The organism is Neobacillus sp. FW104-15D2, assembly GCF_058790155.1.
The window spans coordinates 42152-65394 of record NZ_JBYTCJ010000008.1 but is presented as its reverse complement, the minus strand read 5'-3'; the positions used below and the strand labels follow the sequence as shown (position 1 = coordinate 65394).

The following is a 23243-nucleotide window of genomic DNA, read 5'->3' as shown; positions in this document are numbered from 1 at the left end:
CTCTTATTCCTGATTGAGCATCGGGATATGGATGCCTTTTTCCTTTGCTGTTTTGATAGCCAGGTCATATCCTGCATCAGCATGACGGACAACGCCCATGCCAGGATCGGTAGTCAGCACTCTTTGGAGGCGTATCTCAGCTTCCTTCGTTCCGTCTGCCACAATAACCATACCTGCATGCAGCGAATAACCCATTCCCACTCCGCCACCGTGATGAACGGAAACCCAGCTTGCCCCTCCAACGGCATTGATCATCGCATTTAAAATAGGCCAGTCTGCTACAGCATCACTGCCATCCCTCATTGCCTCAGTTTCTCTGTTTGGTGATGCAACCGAACCTGCATCAAGATGGTCACGGCCAATAACGATTGGGGCATCCAATTCTCCTGATGCTACCATATCATTGATTATCTTTCCGAACCTTGCCCGATCGCCATATCCAAGCCAGCAAATCCTTGCAGGGAGACCTTGGAAACTGATTTTCTCACCAGCCATTCGAATCCATTTGCAAAGCGCTTCGTTATCTTTAAATTCCTTTAGCAATACTGCATCGATTTTACGAATATCCTCAGGGTTTCCTGAAAGCGCCACCCAGCGGAAAGGCCCCTTTCCTTCACAGAACTGCGGACGAATATACGCTGGGACAAAACCAGGGAAATTAAATGCATTTTCTACACCCTGATCCTTTGCGACCTGGCGAATATTGTTGCCGTAATCGAACGTGACCGCTCCCTTCTCCTGCATGACCACCATAGACCTGACATGGTTTGCCATACTTTCCTTTGAAAGGCCTACATATTGAGCCGGATCCTCTTTTCTAAGGACAAGCGCTTTCTCCAAAGAGTAGCCCTCAGGAATATAGCCATTTAAAGGATCGTGAGCAGAAGTTTGATCTGTCAGGACATCAGGTATAAATCCTTGCATTATCATTTGTGGTAAAACTTCAGCTACATTACCAAGCAAGCCGATAGACAAAGCTTTTCCTGCTTTCTTTGCTTCCTGCGCCATCCGAATCGCTTCTTCAAGACTGTTTGTTTTTACATCAAGGTAAGCGGTTTCAATTCTCCGGTCAATCCTTGATTCATCCACTTCAATAGCCAAACAAACACCCTCATTCATTGTTACAGCAAGAGGCTGGGCACCGCCCATTCCACCAAGACCTGCTGTCAATGTAATCGTGTGCTTGAGTGTTCCTCCAAATTCCAGGCGGGCAAGCTCTGCAAATGTCTCATACGTTCCCTGTACAATGCCCTGGCTTCCTATATAGATCCAGCTTCCTGCTGTCATTTGCCCGTACATCATCAATCCTTTTTTATCGAGCTCATGAAAATGCTCCCAATTGGCCCAAGCTGGTACAAGGTTTGAATTGGCAAGCAACACCCTTGGCGCGTCAGCATGAGATTTAAAAACAGCAACCGGCTTCCCCGATTGAATGAGCAGCGTTTCATCATTTTCTAATTGAAGGAGCTCTTTTACAATGGCATCGTAAGCCTCCCAATTACGGGCAGCTTTCCCGATACCTCCGTACACCACCAGGTCTTCAGGTCTTTCAGCTACATCTTCATTAAGATTGTTCATTAGCATCCTTAGTGCCGCTTCCTGAATCCATCCTTTTGCGTGTAAATCCTTACCTTTATAATTTTTCACTACTCGCTTGTTCGTATCAGTCGCCATGTTTCCACTCCCTATCTGTATAAGAAAGTATTTATAGAATTATAATAAAGGCTAAATATTCAGAAAAATATTAACTGGAACTTAGAAATACTACAAAATTTTTAGATAATTGAAGCGAAACTCTGCAAAGAAATATAAAAAAATATAATATTTTTAGATTAAGAAAATATCTTTATACTCAACCAATAGCTGCAGAGGATTTTGAAATGTTTTCGCTATATGATTGGCACTAAAAAAAAGAGAACAGCTGAATTTACTGTTCTCTTGTGACAACTATTATTGTATTAATGAAACACGATACGGATGTAACACAGCTTTCATTATTCCAGCTGCCACTGACGGGTCTTTTTCCATAATGTCACGTGCTGACTCCAAAGATCCTGCCCTAAAAACCACAATACCGAATGCACCATCAAGACAAGGGCCTGCCAGGATCAGTTTTCCTTCAGACAACAGGTCTTTAAGATATTGAAAGTGAGCACTCATAATTTCTGTTTCATCTTGTGTCATCGTCTCCATAAAATCGTTTCGGACAGGTTCTATCAAATATACGAATTCTTCCATCATGCATTTCTCCCTTTCGCAAAAATGATTTAGCCTTTTTTCCATACCATGGTCATGAATACTAACCAAACAAAAACAGGAATGGTCATTATCCATAAAGAATAAATAGCTTTATAGGTTTTCACATTAACCTTTAAAAAGCGATCAACTATGAAATACAGTAATGCAGCAAAAAAGCTAATCCATAATAAAATCAAACCAAATAACATATGTAAAATGAAGGAAAATAAAACTTCTACTCTTTTGTTCGTTCTTTTTTCCATCCATTTGCCTATTAAATCACTTATATAAGAGGTTTAACTGCCATAAATTAGAATAACAGGAACAGTAAACATAAGATAGATGGGGACAGACTCTACGAACTGCCATATATAGTTTCTGACAGTACTTATTTCTACTCCTGAGCTTGGGAATAAAAGGGCGAGAAGTAAACCGTACAGTGTACCGGTTATTGCTCCGGCATCATTTTTCTTAATAAACTCTCTATCTTATCCTCATCGTATATCATTGCGTCCCTCCATTCCATTTAAATAGAGATGCTTTTTCATTCTAAAATCCCTTGGTGTAACACCCTCCATTTCCTTAAAGCTACTGCTGAAGTAATTGGTATTTTGATAGCCCACTAGTAAAGAAACTTCTTTTACAGGCTTTCTCGTTTCAATTAGCAGTCTCTTAGCTTCCTTCATTCTGATCCCACTCAATGCCTCTGAGAAACTTTTTCCAGTGCGCGACATGATAAGATGGCTTAGATATGAGGGATTTCTTTCTACAAAGAGAGCAACGTCCTCAAGGCGAAGGTTACTTTTTGAAAAATTAGTTTCCATAAAAGAAATCGCCCGCTCAACAGGATCAAACTTAATTTCATTGAAACTCGCTTTCGCCCCTTCAAAGATATCCTGGACGAAGAGAACCAGGTTTTGGACAGTCCTGTAAAGAACGGAGTCGTATAAAATAGAATCGAAAATATAACGATATTCCTTTTCATGTTCCACTTTGTCATTAAGATTGAAGGTCTTCATAAATCTTCTGATTTGAGCAAGGATGCTGGTCAGCCTAATTCGTACAATTCCTGGATCAGGAAATGGCTCTTCGAGATCAAGAAATTCTGTATAAAGCCATGTTTTTATTTTTTCTATATCAAATTTCGATAGCATATCTACCCATTCCCTTTGTTCCGGTGGCGTGAGGAATGGATCTAAATGCTCCCAGCCTGGTTCTTTTTCAAAAGATAAAATTTGCCGATAGCCCTTGTAGTATGTAAATTGAAGCATCTTTCTGATTTGGATGTATTTTTTCCGAAGGGTTGTCGTTTGGCTAATTCCATTATTAACGACAATAGCCAGTGATTCTGAATTTGATTCTTCCCAGGTGCTCATGGCCTTTAGGCATTGTTCTATTACATTCTCGCATTTTTTTTCGAATAAAAGGATCACCATATCACTTAATGGAAAAATACCGTATATTTCCTTAAAGGGAAAGACAGATAAAAAAGAAGAAAGGGTGCGGACTTCCTCTGAATTCTCTGTTTGAAAAGCTGCTATGCGGGAATTATTTTCCTTTCCTTGATCAATAAAAAGCTCCTCATAAGAGAAGTCATGACTCTGGCTACTGAGGTGGTAATCAGAATTATTCTCTCTGGCCAATTTGCGGGAAGCTTTTTGAAAAGCAGTTTTTATCTTGACTGAAGAGAACGGTTTGATCATTAAATCCATTGCCTGAAGGTCAATAGCCGAACTTGCCATTTCAAAGGTTGCTTCGGTACTGGTTAATAGAAGAATAGGTTCATATATTTGAATCAAATCACGAAAGATTTTCCCATTTTCTTTTGATATCATATCCAGCTCCATCACAACGACTTCCGGTGACTGATTTTCAAATTGACTTTTGAATTCCCCGAAATCTGCTGCCAAAAATATCTCCTTTACGGGGATGGACGATGTTTTTAAAAGCCATTTAAGTCCTTCACGCTCATTCAAATCCCGATCCGCAATCAGCCATTTCCCTTCCATCTCTTCCCCTCCAATCATTTTGATATAGAGTTCTTCGTTTTTTGATTTTTTCCTGTTACAACAGATTTACCTTGAGAAGCATTGCCGCATCAGTATCTTCCCCATTGGTTCTAATCTAGAGTTAAAGTTAAAGTAATCTGATTTTTCAAGATACTAAACCTTTGGCTACACACGATCTGATGTTAGAGAAATTAGCTGCCTCACTTTTTCTCTTCTCTAAGGCGCTGATAAATTTTACTGTTGATTTTCCCTCGTTGCCACTCGCTTTCCTTAAGCCCTGCCCGCTTTTTTGAAGACATTAAAGCTATTTCCGCGGATATTCTCTAATGAAATTCTAACGTTTATTCAAAAACGTTTCGGGTAGTTGTTTATAAAAGGAGAGATCTTAATGTTGTCTGCGGCAATGTGGGGTGCGATTGCAGGCTCTGCGGTACTTTTAGGTGCCTTAGTGTCAATGTTTTTCTCCATCCCTAAAAAAATGATTGGTTATATCATGGCATTCGGTACAGGAGTTTTAATTGGTGCCGCCTCTTATGAACTGCTTGGCGATGCAGTTAAAGACGGAGGAATTACACCAACAAGTATCGGATTTATATCAGGTGCTGTGGTTTTTACCATTTTCGATTTTATAGTCTCAAAAAATGGCGCCTTTCATAGAAAACGTTCCGCCCAGAAAGCTGCGGAAGGTGGAGGACTTGCCATTTTTATCGGGACAATTATGGATGCTATTCCCGAATCTATTATGATAGGTGCCAGCTTACTTGAAAAATCCGTAAGCCTCCTATTGGTTATAGCTATTTTTATAAGTAATATTCCTGAAGGTTTATCCAGTACAGTTGGAATGAAAGCCAGCGGATACTCAAAGAAAAAGATTTTCCTTCTTTGGATAGGGGTACTCGCTATCTCCACCCTTGCAGCCTGGGGAGGATATTTCTTTTTAAATGGTGCTTCCGAGAATGTCATGTCTGGCATAGCTGCTTTTGCAGGAGGAGGAATTATCGCCATGATCGCTTCCACAATGATGCCGGAAGCTTATGAAGACAGCGGCCCAATGACAGGTTTAATAGCTGCTCTCGGTCTTTTAGCATCATTAATCCTTGATCATTTTTCTTAATAAAGACTCCTTAAAGGAAGAAAATTCTTTAAGGAGTTTTTTAAAGGACTTTAAAATTATATTCACCATCGAATACAAAACACCTTTTTTCTCCATTTAAAAAGGCGCCATGAATGGCAGCCTATTAAAGTCAACAGCAGGTTTTATGCTGATTTTGACGAATTCTTTCCTGTATTCCTTTTAAAAAAGATGTCCAGTACAGCTGACGGCTCCCCTGTTTTTGTTCGTCCACCTTTTCTAAAAGCATCCGGCCCTCATTATTACCGTTTTTCCAAAATAAATAGATTTCTTGATTACTTTCCTCCCAGCCTATTTTCACGTTAGAATCCTTGTTTAAAATATTCTCTACCTTTGAAATGAAACCCATTTCCATATTGAATCACCTATTCTTATATTGTTAATCTATTTGTATTATACAATGAATTTGACAGCGCTTACAGTCCTTTTTTTTCCAATTCAACTCAACTTATGTTTAGATTTTCGCTCTAATCAACTTAGATCAAATCAACAATATGCTTTAACACAGCTCCTTTTAAAAAATTGTCTCTAAATCGTTATTTCTAAAATTGGAGTTTCTCTCACATTCTGGAATCTTATAGTTGACGGTTTCATCTCCTTACAGTACACTGTAACTATAACAGTAAACTGTAACTAGGAGGGTTGTTGATGGGATTCACAGCCCAGGAGATTGTTGAGCAGCTTCAAAGCGAAGGTGACACAGAAGCAACATTGCGTATGGTTCGGTACTATACCCAAATTGGAATGGTACCTGATTTAGAGCTTATCGGTAACAGGCGTATGTATACTGAAAGGCACCTAGATTTTTTCAGGGCAATTCGGACGATGAGCAAAACAGGAAAAAAACTTGCCGAGATACAAAAAGAACTTCAGGTAATGGAACCTGAACGAATCAAAAGGATAGGCCACCAAATGCCTAATTTCACTCCAGAAAAGCTTTTTGAAGCCATTTCCTATGAACCGGCAGAAATGGAACAAATTGAATTGCATGCGGAGGTCATTCTGCAAATCCATTCAAATTATGATGCTAAAAAGAAAGAAAAGATTGTAGCAGCAGTAAAAAAAATTATTGAAGAATAGGGAGAGATTGTAATGCTGACTTACAAATGGGCAAAGAATAAAATGGAACACATTGAAGGCTTAAATCATTTAAGTGTTGAAATAACACCGCCTGCCCCTCCATCCATTGAAAACAAACCGGTTGCTATCCTGCTCGTTATAGACCGTTCAGGCAGCATGGACGGTTCGGCGGAGGATTCCAGGATAGCTGAAGGTTCGGCCAGCAAGTTGGATTTTGTTAAAAACGCATCTGAAAAGCTCGTCGATATGATGCGTGACGGAGACCAAATTGGTATTGTTTCTTTTGACCATATTGCCCGCATCGAGTATCCGCTCTCCCCCATCACTAGAAACGAACGGTTTATTATCAAAGATCGAATTCGTGCTATGGATACTGGTGGGACAACGAATGTCAGTGACGGTTTGGAGCAGGCATATAGGCAAATTTCGAAAGCCCTTCTAAAAACACATCATGTTAAAATGATTCTTCTAAGTGACGGCGAGGCAAATGAAGGCATAACAGAAATTGAAGATCTTGCTACTATTGTAAAAGGCTATCGAAACGGCGGAAGCAGCATTTCAACCATTGGTGTTGGCACTGACTATAACAGTTTCTTTATGGAAAGCATCGCAACAAGCTCTGGCGCAATATTTTACCATTTGAATTCTATGAAAAAACTTGAAAGCATCCTTACTGCAGAACTTCAAACTCTTGCTTCTCTGACTATGAAAAGCGCAAAGCTATCCATCCAGCTTCCGGAAGGTCTTCAGAGAAGCAGCAACCTAAACGACTATACCGAAGACGCTAACGGTACTATTTACATTGGTAATGTGTTTGAGGAACAGGAAATAATCATTGAATTTTTTACAGATGAAAAAGGCACAAAAACAGGTTCGAAAAATATGACTCTCACTTTGGAGTTCACCGATCACGAAGGAACTAAAAATCAGCAAAGCACCCAGCTTACTCTTCCGCTTGTTGAAGATTCAGAAATGGATGATGTCCAAATTAATCATGACGTAGTCAAAAGTGTCCAGCTCCTCATGGAATCGAAAGTCAAACGTGAAGCCATCCGCCATTTTGAGGATCATAATTTCGAGGCGGTTCACTCTATCGATACAAGTTCGTTTGAAAAGCTTTCTAGCAGCTATGATTTTGAAATAAAGGAAAGTATGATGGAAATTGAAGAACTAAAAGAGACACTTTCACATGATATAAAACAAGAAGAACGAAGCCTTATAAAAGATGTCTACGCCAGCAACCTGCAGGCATCCCGGAGAAAGCGAAGAAACTAGTGAAAAGGGTAAAAGATCATAAATTGATTCTTTACCCTTTTTTTTGCTAATCAGAAATTCTTATTCATAAATTCTGAAACCATAAGTAAAACGAGAGTATCCACCAACAGAACTTGGCAAAAACCAACTTTTTCTAATTAAATATAGTTTTAATACCAGCTCTTTTGTTAATAGATAGAGTATCGCTTTCTTAAAAAAGCCCCTAATAAGATTAATTTGAAACTTTTTTAGGACAAGAACGTATATACTATATATTGAGGATAAACAAAATTTAATTAGATAGGTGATTTATTTGGGTTCTGCGATTTTAGAAATTGGACGATATGTTTTTGAAATTTATTATTGGTTGATTTTAATATCTATTTTTGGTTCCTGGTTTCCTCAATTTCAAACATCAAAACTTGGTGCTTGGGTTTACAGGCTAGTCGAACCTTATTTAGGCCTCTTCAGAAGGTTTATTCCTCCACTTGGGCCAATAGATTTTTCACCGATTATTGCAATATTTGCTTTCCGTTATCTTAGGGGATTTGCTCTTGAGGGTTTGCGCCAGTCATTAAATGTTCTTGGAGTTTAAGCAGAAATTTACATTCTGTATAGTACATTGAAGAAGCCACGAAGGATGAACCTTTGTGGCTTTTTTGTATTAGTTTTAAAATCTATTATCAAAAGAAAATAAGCAGTTTTTTTCACCATGCTTTAATTTTTCGGAAGTTTCTGTGGAGCCATCAGGTAAATCTACATCCTTTTCACAAAATTGTATAACGTTCTTCCCTTTTCTTATTACTCCATAATAATAACTTGTTTGAGGTTCATCTTTGAAAACAACTTCATAATGACCATGATAAACAGCTTTATTGATTAAATAGCTTGGTTCGACATAATGCCCCGTTATCAATTCCTCGTCTTTAATCCCTTTTCCCTCTAAATACTTCGGTACATATTTATTAACCAAAAATTTTGTATAAGGGTTGCCATTGTTTAAAACATAAAGAATATCTAAAGGCAGCCCAAGAATAAAAAAGGTAAATAGGACAATAATGGTGACTCGAATTCTACTTTTCAATTTCATCTTCTCAAAAGGCCCCCTCGAAACTACAGTGTAAATTTACACTTATTATAACCTATTACCCCGACTAAATAATAAATTAAATTAAATTTTCTAAATGTATTTTTTTACGGGAGTCGAAATATTTTTCAACAGTTTATCGCGTTATCGTGTTATAATGGTAAAAGTTTTTTCAAAGAAAGGTAAGTGTTTCTACTCATGCAATCGCGTAATAATAAAGCTCTTGTCAGCTTGCTATTCGTTTCTATACTTTGGGGCTGCAATTACCCCGTCAGCGCCTATTTACTTAAAGGGTTCTCACCCGTAATTTTATCAACAGTCAGGATTTGTTTTACATCTTTATTTCTTGTCATTACTGCCCTCTTTCAAAAAGGTATGCGTCGCCCGACTGCCAGTGAGTGGAAGTTCCTGCTTGGAGTCGGGATTTTTGGAACATTGTTTAATCAAACCTTTTACTTTACAGGCTTACACCATACTACGCCTGCGAATGCATCATTAATTTTGGCACTCGCACCGATTGCAACTATTCTTCTTGAAAGAGTTGTCTTTAAAATTAAATTAACTGCCAAGAAATCCCTTGGAGCACTGATCAGCCTAGTAGGAGTCTTTTCAATTATCAGCTTAGGAAGCGGTGGCTCTTTCGGCATTTCATTAGGAGATTTTAATGTATTACTAGCCATGCTAAGCCTATCTGTCAGTCTGCTATTTATCCGTGGGTTATCAAAATCAATGCCCTCTTATACAGTTACGGTTTATGCAACTGTACTTGGTAGTATATTAATGATTCCTGCTGCCGGCGTAGAGTGGATGGTATCCGGCACGATTGTCAGCCATCATCTTTATATGTGGGTAATATTAATTTGTGCAGGGATTCTTGCTCAGGGCATTGCCGGTTTTTGGTGGAATAAAGGGGTTGCGGAGGTTGGGGCTGGAACTGCTTCTATGTTCATGAACCTGCAGCCGTTTGTGGCGATTATTGCCTCCCACTTTGTTTTAGGAAACGCCATACTACCCGCTCAAATTGGCGGAGGCGTTCTGGTACTGCTCGGTGTTTACATTGCTAATTTACCTACCAAACCTGCTTTAGCAGTGGATCCAAATAAAAGTGCTTAAATTTTAGAGTCCCAAAATTGGATTGGGACTCTATTTTTATGCTAAGTAAAAAAGGAATCCTCCCGGGGATTCCTTTTTATTGCCTCACCCGAATTGATAACCATCATTTCTAAATGCACGACGTACAGAGTCAGATTTTGCCTCGCACGAAGGAAAAGCTCTTGCTTTTCCGATGATGTCCTAGTCAGGCGAGATGAAGGCACAATCTCGAGTTTCTTTACCCTTTTACTAGGTAAACCCTTTCCGGGCGTCCAACTGTTCCATAGGCAAGGTCGGCTTCGATCTTTTCTTCTGTTATAAGGTGTTCCAGGTATCTTCTTGCAGTTGTCCGGCTTACACCCATTTCCTTTGCTACAAATTCGGCCGTTAGACCCATGTTCGTTCTCCCCAGTACCTCAAGTACCTTTTCCAAAGTTAATGGATCGATACCTTTTGGCAAATAGTTTTTTTCCTGAATGCTTCCTTCTATTTCTTTTCGCAACAGTTTATCTACTTGTTCCTGTGTAACCTGCAAGTCCCTTTCCCTAAAAAAGGTTAGCTTCCGATTATATTCCTGGTATCTTAAAAGAGCTACCTTGAATCTTTCAAAAATAACTGGCTTAAGAATATAATCGAAAACACCTATAGTGATGGCTTCCTGAACTTTATGCATTTCCTTTGTTGCTGTAATCATAATAACGTCCATTTGCTTCCCTCGTATCTTGGTCTCTTTCAATAGATCCAATCCGTTCATGTCAGGGAAATAAACATCCAGGAGAAGCAAGTCCGGTTCCATCACTTCAATGAAGCTTTTTGCTTCCAAATAACTCGCTGCAATACCAATCGTTTGAAATCCTGGAATTTGTTCGATAAACCGTTTTTGAATTTCTGCTACTCTAAGATCATCTTCAACAATTAAAACATCAATATCTTTTATTGTGCTCATCCGACCACCCCCTGTTTAGGAATTGCAACGGTAAAAATAGTTCCTTTACCGATATGTGAAGAAAAAGTAATAGAACCCCCTAATGTCTTTATTGCTTCTTTAACTAGACTCAGGCCTATTCCGGCATTAGTATTTTTATTTTTCGTTGTAAATCCTTCCTGGAAAATCCTATCGTCATTTCCCTCTGTAATCCCTTTTCCATTATCCTCGACCTCAATGATTAGTTCCTTCCCCAAATCACTTAAAAAGAGGGTTACTCTCTTTTCGGTATTATTATTCTCCAGAACTGCTTCAAAGGCATTGTTGATTAGGTTCCCGATAATAGTCACTAAAGAATCACGATTTATTGCAGAAGGAACATCTCTAAAGCTGCTTCCCCTATCTACAGTGAAATCAAGCTTCATTTCACTTGCTAGGCTGATTTTACCCAAAATAAAACCTGCAAGGATTGGATCTGGTATTTCGGACATTAAAAAGCGAATGAACCCTTGCGCCACATCCACTTCCTTTGAAATAAAATCAATCGCTTCTTTGTAAGAGCCCAGTTGTATCAGACCAAGAATCGTATATAGCCTGTTAGAATATTCATGCGTCTGTGCACGAAGACCTTCTGCATAGGCTTTAACATGGGACAGTTCCTGAAGAAGCTTTGAAAGTTCGGATTTACTTCGAAGGCTAGCAACTGCCCCAATCACTTCCCCTTTTATATTTAGAATTGGAACTCGATTAGCCAGGAATACATCACCATGTATCATTATTTCCTTGTCATATTCCGCAATTCCTGTCTTAACAACCTCCAGAAGATGAGTGTATTCAATTACATCTTCTATTCTTTTACCGCGAAGAAGAATATCATTAGGAATTTGAAGAATTTTATGGGCCGTTTCATTTACCACCGTCATTCTTCCGTTTGTATCAATTGCAATAATTCCCTCATGAATAGACTCTAATATTGCATGCTTTTCCTGATACATCCAGGCAATCTCTTTTGGTTCTAATCCAAAAATAGCTCTTTTAATATTTAGTGAGATTAATAGGGCTGAAAGCAAGCCGCCTAAAAGAATAATGAAAGTGGCTATAAAGATTTTTTTTCGGATCTTTGCAACCTCTTTTTCTATGTCCGTCTGAAGATATCCAACCGAAACAACACCGATTATTTTTCCACTCTCAATAATAGGGGCCTTTCCCCTCAGGGAAGGTCCAAGGGTACCCGTTGATTCAGAGATGACAGATTTTCCCTTAAACACTCGGCCATTATCTCCTCCAACCATCTTTTCGCCAATTCGTTTCGGGTTTGGATGAGAATATCGCACTTCATCCCGATTACCTACCACTATAAATTCTGCTCCGACCTGTTTTCTTATCTGTTCTACTATCGGCTGAATGATAGCGGAAGGATTTCTTTGATGAAAAGCGTCCTTAATGGCAGGCATATTAGTAATTGTCTGGGCAACTGATAGTGCCTTTGTACCCTTCTCATGTTTAAGGTTCTCTTCCATTATATTTTTAAAAGTATAATCAAAAATACCACCCATCAGGATGATAAGAACACATATTCCAAGCATTAACTTTGTATGTAACCGCATAAATCACACCTCTATATTTATCTTATTAAAAAAAACTCCTTAAAAAAAGGAGTTTCAAAAATAATCTGAATTTTTATTTTCTATGCTTCTTCGTTGATAATCACATTTTTACCTCTCATTTTCATTAAAACAGGTATTAGGAGCCATAAAACAGCCATTACGAGAAACGCTAATGAAATGGGACGGGTTACAAATGGCCCATAATCCCCGTTAGAAATCGTAAGCGCTCGCCTCAAATTATTTTCAAGCATCGGTCCCAAAACCAAACCTAATACAAGAGGGGCAATAGGATAATCATGTTTGTTTAAAAAATATCCCAACACGCCGCAGGCAAGCAGCAGTAAAAGGTCATTTGTGGATACCTGAACAGCATAAACCCCAAAAATAGAGATGGCTATAATAAGTGGAATCAAATACTTCTTTGGTGTTTGAATGATTTTTGCAAATATCTTTACAAGCGGAAGATTTAAGATTAACAGCATGATATTTCCAATAAACATACTTGCTATTAAGCCCCATGCAACCTGTGGATGATCCTCAAATAACAAGGGTCCAGGCTGAACATTGTACATCATTAATGCTCCCATTAAAATGGCAGTTGTTCCAGATCCGGGGATTCCCAAAGTTAATAAAGGAATCATGGCTCCGCCTGATGCAGCATTATTAGCGGATTCCGGTGCAGCAACACCGGCAATCGTTCCTGTTCCAAATTTGGACGGATTTTTTGATATCTTTTTTTCAAGAATGTAGGAAAAGAAGGATGCTAAAGTTGCCCCTGCTCCTGGAAGAATTCCAACAAAGAAACCAAGTATAGAACCCCTCGCAATCGGTCCGGCTGATTCCTTCAATTCCTCTTTTGACGGGAATAGATTATTAATTTTTGCTAGGTCTGTATCCTCCTCTTCATTTTCTATAATGGTCTTAAAAACTTCTCCCAGAGCAAAGAGACCCACGGCAATAGTTAGAAATTCAACTCCTTGATAAAGCCAAGGAACATTAAAGGTGAAACGGGCAATTCCAGAAACATTATCAATACCAATGGTTCCAAGTAATAAACCACTCACAGTCATAATTAACGCCTTTGTTACGGACTTTCCTGCCAGTCCGCTAACTGCCCCTAAACCTAGAAGCATGAGGGAGAAGTACTCGGCAGGACCGAACTTTAGTGCAATATTAGACAAGGGCTTGGCAAGCGCTATCAGTGCGATTAGCGTGACAATACCTGCAACAAAGGAGCCAATAGCGGCAATAGATAAGGCACTTCCTGCTCTTCCCTTTTTCGCCATTTGATAGCCATCAAGTGTCGTTACCACCGAAGAAGATTCTCCAGGGGTATTTAAAAGAATAGATGTAGTTGAGCCTCCATACATTGCTCCATAATAAACTCCTGCTAGCAAAATGAGCGCACTTGTGGCCGCCTGTTCTGGAGGAAGGGATCCAGTTACAGATGCCGTTACCGGGATCAGAAGAGCTACTCCGCTCATCGGCCCGATTCCGGGAAGCACCCCTACCGCCGTACCAATTAAAACTCCTATAAAAGCGAAAATCAGATTATACCAGACAAGAGCCGTTCCAAACCCTTGAAACAAATAATCTAGTGTACTCATATTCTGTTCTCCTTTCTTTGATCAAAACCAGATTGGCCAGCCCGGCAGCGTCCCTTTTAACACTTCTACAAATAAAAAATAAACAATTCCGGAAAAGCCTGCTGCAATTACAGCCGATTTAACCCATTTTGTACGCTCCATCGTTTGAAAGCATATAAACAGAAACAGGAAGGTTGTAATCACGTAACCAATCGTTTCTAAAGTCAATATATAAGCTAGTGTTGCAGCCAGGATTATCAGTAAGGGCTTGTATTGAAGTTTCTCACTTTTTGATGTTTGTTTTTTGCCTCCAAAGGTTTCATAAAATAAACGAATACTTAAGATAACTAGAATAATGCCTAGGAAAAAAGGAAATATATCTGGTCCAACCACACTGCCATAGGCAGAATGGGCAATACTCCTGCTTCCAGCTATAAATAGAACTCCTACCGCTAAAAATAAGACAGCTGCTATACGATCAAATTTGATATCCACACTATCACCCACCTTCTTTATTAGAAAAACTTGGCATTCGCCAAGTCCTTTTTGGCGGATGCTCTAGTTTTAATTATCACGCTCAAATCGGCACATCCTGTGCCTTTCGCCTGACTAGGACTTCCTGTCCGTCGTGCGTTCAGAATTTAGGGATATAAATTCTGATTAGCTAAGTAATGGGAAAGAGAGGATAAACAACTCTTTCCCACTTAATATTACTTCTGCATTCCTAGCGATTTTAATAGATCTTTAACCTGGCTTTCCTGATCAACAAGAAACTTTTTGAAATCAGAGCTGTTCCTATACTCCATTTCCCAGCCCTGCGTTTCTACTTCTGTCTTCCACTCTGGAGATTTGACTAGTTTATCAATCGTCTTTTCCCAATAAGACTTAGCCTCATCGCTCATTTTTTCAGCACCAAAGATGCCTCTCCAAATGGTAAACTCCGCATCTATACCCTGCTCTTTAGCTGTTGGAATATCTTTAAAATCTCCACCTAAACGTTCAGAAGCTGTAACTGCAAGAACCTTAACCTTTCCTGCCTTTAGAAATTCCTTAACACTGGAAGCATCTGTACCGATTACATCTGCATTTCCGCCAAGTAAAGCAGTAATTGCTTCTCCCCCTCCATCATAGGAAACGTATTTAATTTTTGTTGGATCGACGCCATATTTATAGGCTGGGAGAATGGATATTAGATGATCCATCGATCCTGGTGCCGAACCACCTGCAAAGGTCAATTTCTTCGGATCCTTTTTTACCACTTCCAAAACAGATTTTAAGTCAGTATATTTAGAATCTGCCTTTACAACAATGGCTCCAAAATCCTTGGTTAACTGAGCCAAAGGTGTTGTATTTTTGTAACCGTAAGGACTATTTCCTTCTTTTTTGAGATTGTTAATAATAATTGGCGGTGAGCTGACAAACAACATTTCATTATTTTGAACCTGCTGGGTGGCGTATTCAGCCATAAATACAGCTCCTCCGCCTCCTGGCTTATTTTCAACGGTAAGTGGCTGCTTAACTAGTCCAGTCTCTCCTAATACTTTGGCAAAAGAACGTGCCGTTAAATCCCATCCCCCACCGGCACCAGAAGGAGCCACAACTGTGATGGCTTTCTTTGGATAACCTGTACCTACCTCTTTTTTTCCTGCCCCTGATACTTCTTTACTTGGAGCATTGCTGCATGCACCGAGGCTAAGTGCCAAAGCCCCAGCAACTAAAACTGAAGAAAACTTTTTGATTGAAAACATCCTTTAAATCCCCCTTTGTAAACGTTTTCTTAATTTTACAAAAGTTTAATAAGAGTTAAAGTTTATATATTTAAAGAGCATTAAAAACTTAAAACCTATTTTGTTCATTTTGTTCACGTTTCTCATCAAATTTTAATTTTTCCTCATAAACTGTTGACACATTACTAGATCGATAAGATAATAAGTTAAGTGATAATGATTTTCATTTGCATTTAAGACTTCTTTTTACGCATAGTCTTTTGCAGATATTCAAACTACTTAAGCCATTGGAGGAATTACATATGAAAGTAAATAAAAATAAAACAATTATTGCTGTACTAGTCTCCACTTCTTTATTAATCCCTGCCCTTTCCGGCTGCAGTTCTAATTCAGAAAAAACAAATGGAGCTCAGAAATCCCCTGCTGCCTCTAAAAAGGCGGATAAAAATGATGTGAAAGCGATATCCTCTTCTTTAAAAGCTTCACTTAACTCTTTTACCAATGCCTTAAACAAAGAAGACAATGAAAATATTAAAAAGACAGCAAAAAACTTAAATACAGAGTGGCTTGCATTAGAAAATAATATTCGGGAGTCTCACCCTCTTCTCTATACGGAAATTGAGAAATACCTTTTGCCCCTTTATGCAGGAGCCTCTCAAGACAATCCTGATAAAGAAACGCTTAAAACGTTAGCTAGTTCTCTAGATGAGTCGTTAACAAAACTATCAAATGCCAAGAAAGCGGAAGAAAGTAATTCCGCATCTTTAAATCAAGCTGTCGAGCAATATAAAAAATATGTTAATGAGGAAACCAGCCAATTGGTCCTCTCCACTCAAGGATTCACTGATGCAGTTAAGTCAAAGGACATTCAAAAAGCAAAAGCACTTTATGCAGAGTCCCGGGCCCATTACGAACGAATTGAGCCCATTGCAGAAAGCTTTGGAGATCTCGACCCCAAAATTGATGCACGTGAAGGAGACGTTGATCCTTCTGAATGGGGCGGCTTCCACCGTATTGAAAAAGCCCTTTGGAACAACGAGTCCCTGGATGCAATGATCCCTGTTGCCGACCAACTTAACAAGGATGTCCTTTCCCTTCAAGAGAAAGTCAAAGCAGTTCAATTAAGGCCGACAGATGTAGTTGCCGGTGCCATGGAATTGATTAATGAAGCAGCAGTTTCAAAAATTACCGGTGAAGAAGAAAGGTATTCCCGTATAGATTTAATGGACCTGGGAGCTAATGTTGAAGGTTCACAGGAAATCTATAAAGATATCCTTCCTGCTTTAAATGAAAAGGATAAGGAGCTTGCTGCCAAGCTGAATGCCAAGTTTAAAGAGCTAACCCTAATCCTAAATTCTCATAAAAAGAACGGACAATATGTTTTATACACAGAGCTAACACAGGAACAAATTCGCGAATTGAGCCAGAAATTAGGGGTTTTATCCGAATTAATGGGCCAAACAGCAAAGATATTACAATAGTAAGGAGTAAGTAAAATGTCCTCTGAAATAAAACCAAACACAGTTTCACGAAGAAATCTTTTAAAAGCTTCTGCGATTGCCGGAGTAGGTATGGCAATTGGAGCAAGTGGATTTGGTGCTGTTACAGCTATGTCGGATGTGCTTGAACGACCTTCAAGCAAGGATAAAGCCATCAAAAGTACCATTCCGTTTTATGGTGAACACCAGGCAGGTATTGCTACCCCACAACAAGGTTTTGCGTACATTGCTGCCTTCAATCTGCTAACGGACCAAAAGCAGGAAGTCATAAAGCTTTTTAAAAACTGGAGCAGCCTCGGCTATGCCCTTAGCATAGGCCAGGCAAATAAAGAAACAGGCTCTAATGATTTCCTTCCGCCAGCTGACACCGGAGAATCTGAGGACCTTTCTCCTTCTAATATTACGATTACCTTTGGGCTTGGATCTTCCTTCTTCTTAAAAGACGGCAGGGACCGCTTCGGAATTGCATCAAAAAAACCAAAGCATTTACAGGATATCCCTGCCATGCCCCGAGATGCATTAAAGGACCCCTTTATTGGCGGAGATATATGTATTCAGGTTTGTGCCGATGACCAGCAAATTGCTTTTCATGGATTACGAAATTTAATGAAATCAGCAAATGGCATTGCAGAGATAAAATGGATTCACTCAGGTTTCCTTAGCAGCCCAGATGGTAAAACTCCCCGAAACCTGTTTGGTTTTAAAGATGGAACAGCCAATGCACAGCCTCGTGATGAATCTGCGATGAACAGGATTGTTTGGGCAGGAGCTGACGAACCAGACTGGATGAATGGCGGGTCTTACATGGCTGTGAGAAAAATTCAAATGATGCTGGAATCTTGGGACCGCTCCTCTTTAAAAAGCCAGGAGGATACGTTTGGCAGAAATAAAAAGACTGGAGCTGCATATGGCAAGGCGAAGGAACATGATTCAGTTGATTTAAGCCAGTTGCCGCGCGATTCCCATACCAGGGTTGCGAAAGAAACGGGACAGGAAATTTTCAGACGCGCCTATTCCTACACAGAAGGAATGGATCCGACAACAGGAAATATTAATGCTGGCCTCATGTTTATCAGCTACCAAAAGAATCCTGATACTCAGTTTCTTCCTATGCTTAAAAATCTTTCTCAAGTAGACCGCTTAAACGAATATACCAAACATATTGGCAGCGCTATGTTTGCTGTTCCGGGTGGCATTCGTAAAGGTGAGTATATAGCACAAAACCTATTAGAAGCTTAAAAATGGCCAGCATTCGTTTGAATGCTGGCTTTCTTTGGCTAATCCTTTTCTATCTGTTGTCAATTTTGTGGTACACTTTAGTAATGAATTGGATGTAAACAGAGGTGCTCAAAAAGTGAAAACAATATTAGTTATTGGCGGCGGAGCTGCTGGCCTTTCCGCTATGTATGAATTAAATAAATGGAAGAAAGAAAATCAATCCGATCTAAGACTTGTCCTTGCTGAGGCGTCATCCCAGCTTGGTGGAAAAATTCGAACCGTCAAGGAAGGCGGTTTTGTTATCGAGGCAGGGGCAGACTCCATTGTGGCCCGTAAAGCAATTGGTAAGAATTTCATCAAGGATCTTGGGCTGGAAGAAGAAATCGTTTATAACGCTGCAGGAAGGTCCTTCATTTTCGTTGATGGTGAACTAAAACTAATTCCAGCTGATTCTGTGTATGGTATTCCGGCCAGCATTGAATCTTTGGCCAAAAGCACACTTGTTTCTGCTGAAGGAAAGGTCGAGGCTTTAAAGGATTTTTACACGAAAAATGAACGCTTTACAAAGAAGGATTCAATTGGAGACTTTTTAGAGTACTTTCTTGGAAAAGAGCTTGTTGAAAAGCAAATTGCTCCCGTACTTTCCGGTGTCTATTCCGGAAACCTTAGTGACTTAACCATTGGAGATGTTCTTCCTCAGGTCTTTGATTACAAAGAAAAGTATGGCAGTATCATTAAAGGGTTCGAGGAAAATAAAAAAGTCTGGCAAAGCGGCGGAAGCAAATTTATATCCCTTAAAGGCGGACTTGGTGCTATCATTGAAGCTTATGAAGAGCATCTGGACAGTACGGAAATTTTAAAAAATACGAAAGCAACTCGGATTGAAAAAGAAGAAAATGGCCGGTACAAGGTTGTTTTTTCAAATGGTGAAATCATTGAAGCAGACCATATTGTACTCAGCATCCCCCATAATGCTGCGGAAGACTTGATTGTGGATGAGGAACTGGAAAAAGAATTTGCCAGCCTAAAAAACAGCTCTCTTATATCGGTTTATTTAGGATTCGATATACCTGACAGCGAGCTTCCTGCGGACGGAACTGGATTTATTACTGCAAATACAGATGAACTCTCCTGTAATGCCTGCACCTGGACAAGCAGGAAATGGAAGCACACTTCACAAAGCGGAAACCTGCTCGTAAGGTTATTTTATAAAAGCAGCCATCCGGCATTCGCATCCTTAAAAGAAAAGAGCGACGAGGACCTTCTCCAAACTGCTAAGAATGATATTGTAAAAAGTCTCGGGATTACAGCGGAGACTGCGGCATATGAAGTAACCAAATGGACTGAGAGCATGCCAAATTATTTAATCACTCACCCACAAACAGTAGCTGCCCTGGAAACTAAGCTAGCAAAGGATTATCCAGGAATTTGGCTTGCCGGCTGCTCCTATTATGGGGTTGGTATTCCAGACTGCCTTGAAAACGGGGCAAACACAGCTAAGAAAATCTTAGAGAATATGTAATAATACAAAAGAGATGCCACGCATCTCTTTTGTTTTTTATATTATTGCTTAGTTTTAAATTCAAAGATATTGCTTTCTCCCTGCTCCATGTCCCCTGTTTTCTTTAAAGTGAGCTTCTGGTCGGCTGTTAGGTTTGTAAATAAAACGGCAGTTGTGGTGGATGGTACCTTATCTTTTATGGCATCCAAGTCTGCCTTTAACAGCTTCTGTCCCTTCTTTACTTGATCTCCTTCATTCACAAAGCTTTCGAATCCCTGGCCATCAAGTTTTACGGTATCCACACCAACATGGATGAGAATTTCATGGCCTTCACTTGTTTTAATTCCAACTGCATGTTTCGAAGGAAATAACATCATAATTTCCCCAGCCACTGGTGCTGCCACTGTTCCTTCAGCTGGTTCTATCCCAAATCCATCTCCCATTGCTCTGCTGGAGAATGCCTCATCTGGAATCTCTTCAATTGGAATTACCCTCCCTTTCATAGGAAGAATAAAATCCTCGCCTTTCATGGTGTCACAAGGCTTGGCATCCTCCACTTTTTTTGGCTTTTGAGCAGAAGGTGCTTCTCCATTCTCCACCCTGCTTTTCATGGCATCCGCAACAAATTCAACATCTGTTCCGACAATAACCTGCAGGTTTGTTTTATTAACTTTTATGATACCCCTGGCTCCATGACGCTTCAGGGCATCCTCTTTGACTTCATTCATATTATCAATAGTTAAGCGCAAACGCGTTGTACAATTATCAATGGTATTGATATTTTCTCTTCCGCCAAGATCCTGGATAAAGTATTGGGCCATTGTGTCATATTTATCGCCCCCTGTGGCCATTTCCATACGGTCTGTTTCGGACGTCTCGTCATCTTCCACACGACCCGGTGTTTTAATATCCAGCCTCGTTATAAGGAAATAGAAAACGAAAAAGTAGATAATCGCATAAATAATCCCTATACCAAACAAAAGCCATGGCTTCGTAGCTAATCCAAGATTTAAGAAAAAGTCAATTGCACCTGCAGAAAAACCAAAACCATGATGAATGCCCAATAAGTAAGTGACCATCATGGAGCTTGCTGTTAATACAGCGTGAATTCCATATAAAAGCGGAGATAAAAACATAAAGGAAAATTCAAGCGGTTCGGTGATGCCCGTTAGAAATGAGGTTAGGGCTATACCAGCAAGCAAACCCGCTGTTTTTTTCCGCTGCTCAGGCTTAGAAGCAGCAATCATAGCAAAGCCTGCTGCCGGAAGACCAAACATCATAATAGGGAAGAAACCAGTCATAAAAATTCCCGCTGATGGATCCCCTGCAAAAAACCGGTTCAAGTCACCAGTAGCTCCTTTATATTCCCCGAATACAAACCAGACAAGACTGTTTAATACATGATGGAGACCTACAGGAATAAGCAGCCTGTTAAGGAGCCCATAAAGACCAACACCTATAGCCCCTGCACCAATTATCCAGTGGCCAAGAGCATTTATAGCCGATTGGATTGGCGGCCATATAAACCCGAAAATCCCTGCTAATATGACCATAGAAGCTGCGGTTATGATCGGAACAAATCGTTTACCGCCAAAGAAGCCCAGCCAATCAGGCAGCTTTATTTTGTAAAAACGATTATAAAGACTTCCTGCAACAATACCTGAAAGTATCCCGCCCAAAATTGCCATATTGATGTCTTTGTTGATTGCTTTTGTACCCTCTGTTAGAACTAGATACCCAATTGCACCCGCGAGACCTGCTGCCCCGCTTTGGTCCCTTGATAAGCCAATCGCTACCCCGATCGCAAAAATAAGGGCCAAATTAGCGAAAATGGCGTTTCCGGAAGCTGCTATAAAGGGAATATCAAATAAATCCTTTTGTCCAAGCCTAAGTAATAACGCTGCAGCCGGAAGTACAGCAATCGGAAGCATTAATGATTTACCGATTCTTTGCAAAAAACCAAGCATATGTACACTTCCCTCTCAAGTTATTCGTATTTTTAATTGCATAAGTCCAACCTCTTAAGACAAACATAAGCATTATTAAATTCAGTTTAAAATATGTAATTTATGCATATTTTTACAAAAACGAAGGAGAGCTTAAAAAATGAATAAATCCTTCCTTATAAAAGATGTAACGATTTATGGCGAAAATGGACCTTTTAAAAATGCTTTTCTGAAAGTTTCAGACGGCATTATTTCGGAAATGGGAGAGATAGAGACACTCCAGGAAAAGGATGCAGATTTTGAGGTCATTTCCTTTTCCGATCATTATTCTTTATTGCCTGGATTTATTGATGTCCATATTCACGGCGCAGGTGGAGCTGATACTATGGACGCAACACCAGATGCCTTGACAGTCATGGCTGAAACACTTCCCCGTGAAGGCACTACAAGCTTTCTTGCCACGACTATCACCCAAAGCAGTGATGCCATTGAAAAAGCACTTGAAAATGCCGCCCAATTTATTAAAAAAAATAATGAGCCAGGAAAAGCCGAGGTTTTAGGAATTCATCTTGAAGGTCCCTTTATCTCTCCTAACATGGCAGGGGCACAACCCAAGCAATTTATTACCAGCCCTGATACCGATACTTTTAAAAAGTGGCAGGAACTTGCGTCAGGTCATATCAGGCTCGTTACTCTAGCACCTGAACAAGAAGGCGGGATTGAATTAACAAAGTATCTAAAAGATTTAGGAGTTATCCCTTCCATTGGCCACTCGGAAGCTACCTACCGACAAGTGTTGGAAGCAGTTGAGGCTGGTGTGAGCCATGCCACCCACCTCTTTAACCAGATGCGCGGTTTGCATCACAGGGAACCCGGCGTTGTGGGTGCCGTTTATTTACGAGATGAAATAATGGCTGAATTAATTGCAGATACGATACATGTCAGTCCAGAAATGATCAACATCTCCTACCGTCTGCTTGGAAAAGAGCGGCTTGTCCTTATAACCGATGCCCTCCGTGCCAAATGCCTTAAAAATGGCATCTATGATCTTGGCGGGCAGGAAGTCACAGTCAGCGATGGAAAAGCTCAGTTGAAAGATGGCACCCTCGCCGGCAGTATTCTTAAAATGAATGAGGCCATTATCCATATGCTAAAATTCACCGATGCAAATCTTATCGATTTAGTCGAAATGACGTCTGGGAATCCTGCGAGAGAATTGAATATCTTTAACAGAAAGGGCAGCATTGCCAAAGGAAAGGATGCGGACTTAGTCATCCTTGATGAAAATTATGATGTCGTGCTTACGATGTGCAGAGGTAAAATAGCTTATCAAAAATAAGGA

General features: G+C 39.9%; 21 protein-coding genes. 9 read left to right on the top strand and 12 right to left on the bottom strand.

The genetic code is table 11. The features are described from left to right. Positions 1-3: 3 nt before the first annotated feature. The 4 genes from hutU to AC3WR0_RS08470 all read right to left on the bottom strand — a co-directional run bounded on the left by hutU (position 4) and on the right by AC3WR0_RS08470 (position 4247). Complete coding sequence (hutU, locus tag AC3WR0_RS08485) at positions 4-1674, bottom strand: urocanate hydratase (protein WP_492551897.1); 1671 nt, start codon at positions 1672-1674, stop codon at positions 4-6. Between the two features lie 276 nt (positions 1675-1950). Then, a complete protein-coding gene (locus AC3WR0_RS08480) occupies positions 1951-2238 on the bottom strand; it encodes a YciI family protein (RefSeq protein WP_492551896.1) in 288 nt (95 codons plus the stop codon). A gap of 29 nt (positions 2239-2267) precedes the next feature. Then, entirely contained in the window at positions 2268-2501 is a 234-nt protein-coding gene (locus AC3WR0_RS08475) for a hypothetical protein (protein ID WP_492551895.1), read from the bottom strand. Positions 2502-2732: 231 nt separating this feature from the next. Continuing rightward, positions 2733-4247 carry a helix-turn-helix domain-containing protein gene (locus AC3WR0_RS08470; protein ID WP_492551894.1) on the bottom strand — a complete coding sequence of 505 codons (1515 nt, stop codon included), beginning with the start codon at positions 4245-4247 and terminating at the stop codon, positions 2733-2735. A gap of 388 nt (positions 4248-4635) precedes the next feature. Here AC3WR0_RS08470 and AC3WR0_RS08465 point away from each other — a divergent pair, with 388 nt between their 5' ends. Further along, entirely contained in the window at positions 4636-5361 is a 726-nt protein-coding gene (locus AC3WR0_RS08465; protein WP_492551893.1) for a ZIP family metal transporter, read from the top strand. A 130-nt stretch (positions 5362-5491) separates the two neighbouring features. On the opposite strand, the gene AC3WR0_RS08460 is transcribed toward AC3WR0_RS08465, so the two are convergent. Then, positions 5492-5734 (bottom strand): hypothetical protein, encoded by a 243-nt coding sequence (locus AC3WR0_RS08460; protein WP_027319908.1) that lies wholly within the window; start codon positions 5732-5734, stop codon positions 5492-5494. 293 nt (positions 5735-6027) lie between these two features. On the opposite strand from AC3WR0_RS08460, the gene AC3WR0_RS08455 reads away from it, so the two are divergent. The 3 genes from AC3WR0_RS08455 (at position 6028) to AC3WR0_RS08445 (ending at position 8308) form a co-directional block, all read left to right on the top strand. Continuing rightward, positions 6028-6459: a MerR family transcriptional regulator gene (locus AC3WR0_RS08455; protein ID WP_492551892.1), complete on the top strand. Its 432-nt coding sequence runs from the start codon at positions 6028-6030 to the stop codon at positions 6457-6459. A gap of 12 nt (positions 6460-6471) precedes the next feature. Next, positions 6472-7734: a vWA domain-containing protein gene (locus AC3WR0_RS08450; RefSeq protein ID WP_492551891.1), complete on the top strand. Its 1263-nt coding sequence runs from the start codon at positions 6472-6474 to the stop codon at positions 7732-7734. Between the two features lie 292 nt (positions 7735-8026). Then, a complete protein-coding gene (locus AC3WR0_RS08445) occupies positions 8027-8308 on the top strand; it encodes a YggT family protein (RefSeq protein WP_035442503.1) in 282 nt (93 codons plus the stop codon). A gap of 75 nt (positions 8309-8383) precedes the next feature. Here the strand turns inward: AC3WR0_RS08445 and AC3WR0_RS08440 are convergent, their stop codons facing one another. Next, complete coding sequence (locus AC3WR0_RS08440; RefSeq protein WP_492551890.1) at positions 8384-8803, bottom strand: DUF3139 domain-containing protein; 420 nt, start codon at positions 8801-8803, stop codon at positions 8384-8386. Between the two features lie 195 nt (positions 8804-8998). On the opposite strand from AC3WR0_RS08440, the gene AC3WR0_RS08435 reads away from it, so the two are divergent. Next, a complete protein-coding gene (locus AC3WR0_RS08435) occupies positions 8999-9913 on the top strand; it encodes a DMT family transporter (protein ID WP_492551889.1) in 915 nt (304 codons plus the stop codon). 217 nt (positions 9914-10130) lie between these two features. Here AC3WR0_RS08435 and AC3WR0_RS08430 read toward each other — a convergent pair whose 3' ends face one another. The 5 genes from AC3WR0_RS08430 to AC3WR0_RS08410 all read right to left on the bottom strand — a co-directional run bounded on the left by AC3WR0_RS08430 (position 10131) and on the right by AC3WR0_RS08410 (position 15758). Next, entirely contained in the window at positions 10131-10838 is a 708-nt protein-coding gene (locus AC3WR0_RS08430) for a response regulator (protein WP_492551888.1), read from the bottom strand. After that, positions 10835-12424, bottom strand: coding sequence for an ATP-binding protein (locus tag AC3WR0_RS08425; RefSeq protein ID WP_492551887.1), 1590 nt, complete (start codon positions 12422-12424; stop codon positions 10835-10837). The genes AC3WR0_RS08430 and AC3WR0_RS08425 overlap by 4 nt, the downstream gene beginning before the upstream one ends. 80 nt (positions 12425-12504) lie before the next feature. After that, positions 12505-14031, bottom strand: coding sequence for a tripartite tricarboxylate transporter permease (locus AC3WR0_RS08420; RefSeq protein WP_492551886.1), 1527 nt, complete (start codon positions 14029-14031; stop codon positions 12505-12507). A gap of 21 nt (positions 14032-14052) precedes the next feature. Continuing rightward, positions 14053-14505 carry a tripartite tricarboxylate transporter TctB family protein gene (locus AC3WR0_RS08415; protein ID WP_492551885.1) on the bottom strand — a complete coding sequence of 151 codons (453 nt, stop codon included), beginning with the start codon at positions 14503-14505 and terminating at the stop codon, positions 14053-14055. Positions 14506-14720: 215 nt separating this feature from the next. Continuing rightward, complete coding sequence (locus AC3WR0_RS08410) at positions 14721-15758, bottom strand: Bug family tripartite tricarboxylate transporter substrate binding protein (RefSeq protein ID WP_492551884.1); 1038 nt, start codon at positions 15756-15758, stop codon at positions 14721-14723. A gap of 281 nt (positions 15759-16039) precedes the next feature. Between AC3WR0_RS08410 and efeO the strand changes: the two genes are divergently transcribed. The 3 genes from efeO (at position 16040) to hemG (ending at position 19976) form a co-directional block, all read left to right on the top strand. Then, a complete protein-coding gene (gene efeO / locus AC3WR0_RS08405; RefSeq protein WP_492551883.1) occupies positions 16040-17218 on the top strand; it encodes an iron uptake system protein EfeO in 1179 nt (392 codons plus the stop codon). Between the two features lie 15 nt (positions 17219-17233). Further along, entirely contained in the window at positions 17234-18475 is a 1242-nt protein-coding gene (gene efeB / locus AC3WR0_RS08400; protein ID WP_492551882.1) for an iron uptake transporter deferrochelatase/peroxidase subunit, read from the top strand. Between the two features lie 115 nt (positions 18476-18590). Next, positions 18591-19976, top strand: coding sequence for a protoporphyrinogen oxidase (gene hemG / locus AC3WR0_RS08395; RefSeq protein WP_492551881.1), 1386 nt, complete (start codon positions 18591-18593; stop codon positions 19974-19976). A 41-nt stretch (positions 19977-20017) separates the two neighbouring features. Here the strand turns inward: hemG and nagE are convergent, their stop codons facing one another. Then, positions 20018-21922 carry an N-acetylglucosamine-specific PTS transporter subunit IIBC gene (gene nagE, locus AC3WR0_RS08390; protein WP_492551880.1) on the bottom strand — a complete coding sequence of 635 codons (1905 nt, stop codon included), beginning with the start codon at positions 21920-21922 and terminating at the stop codon, positions 20018-20020. A gap of 139 nt (positions 21923-22061) precedes the next feature. Between nagE and nagA the strand changes: the two genes are divergently transcribed. After that, entirely contained in the window at positions 22062-23240 is a 1179-nt protein-coding gene (gene nagA / locus AC3WR0_RS08385; protein WP_492551879.1) for an N-acetylglucosamine-6-phosphate deacetylase, read from the top strand. Positions 23241-23243: the final 3 nt, after the last annotated feature.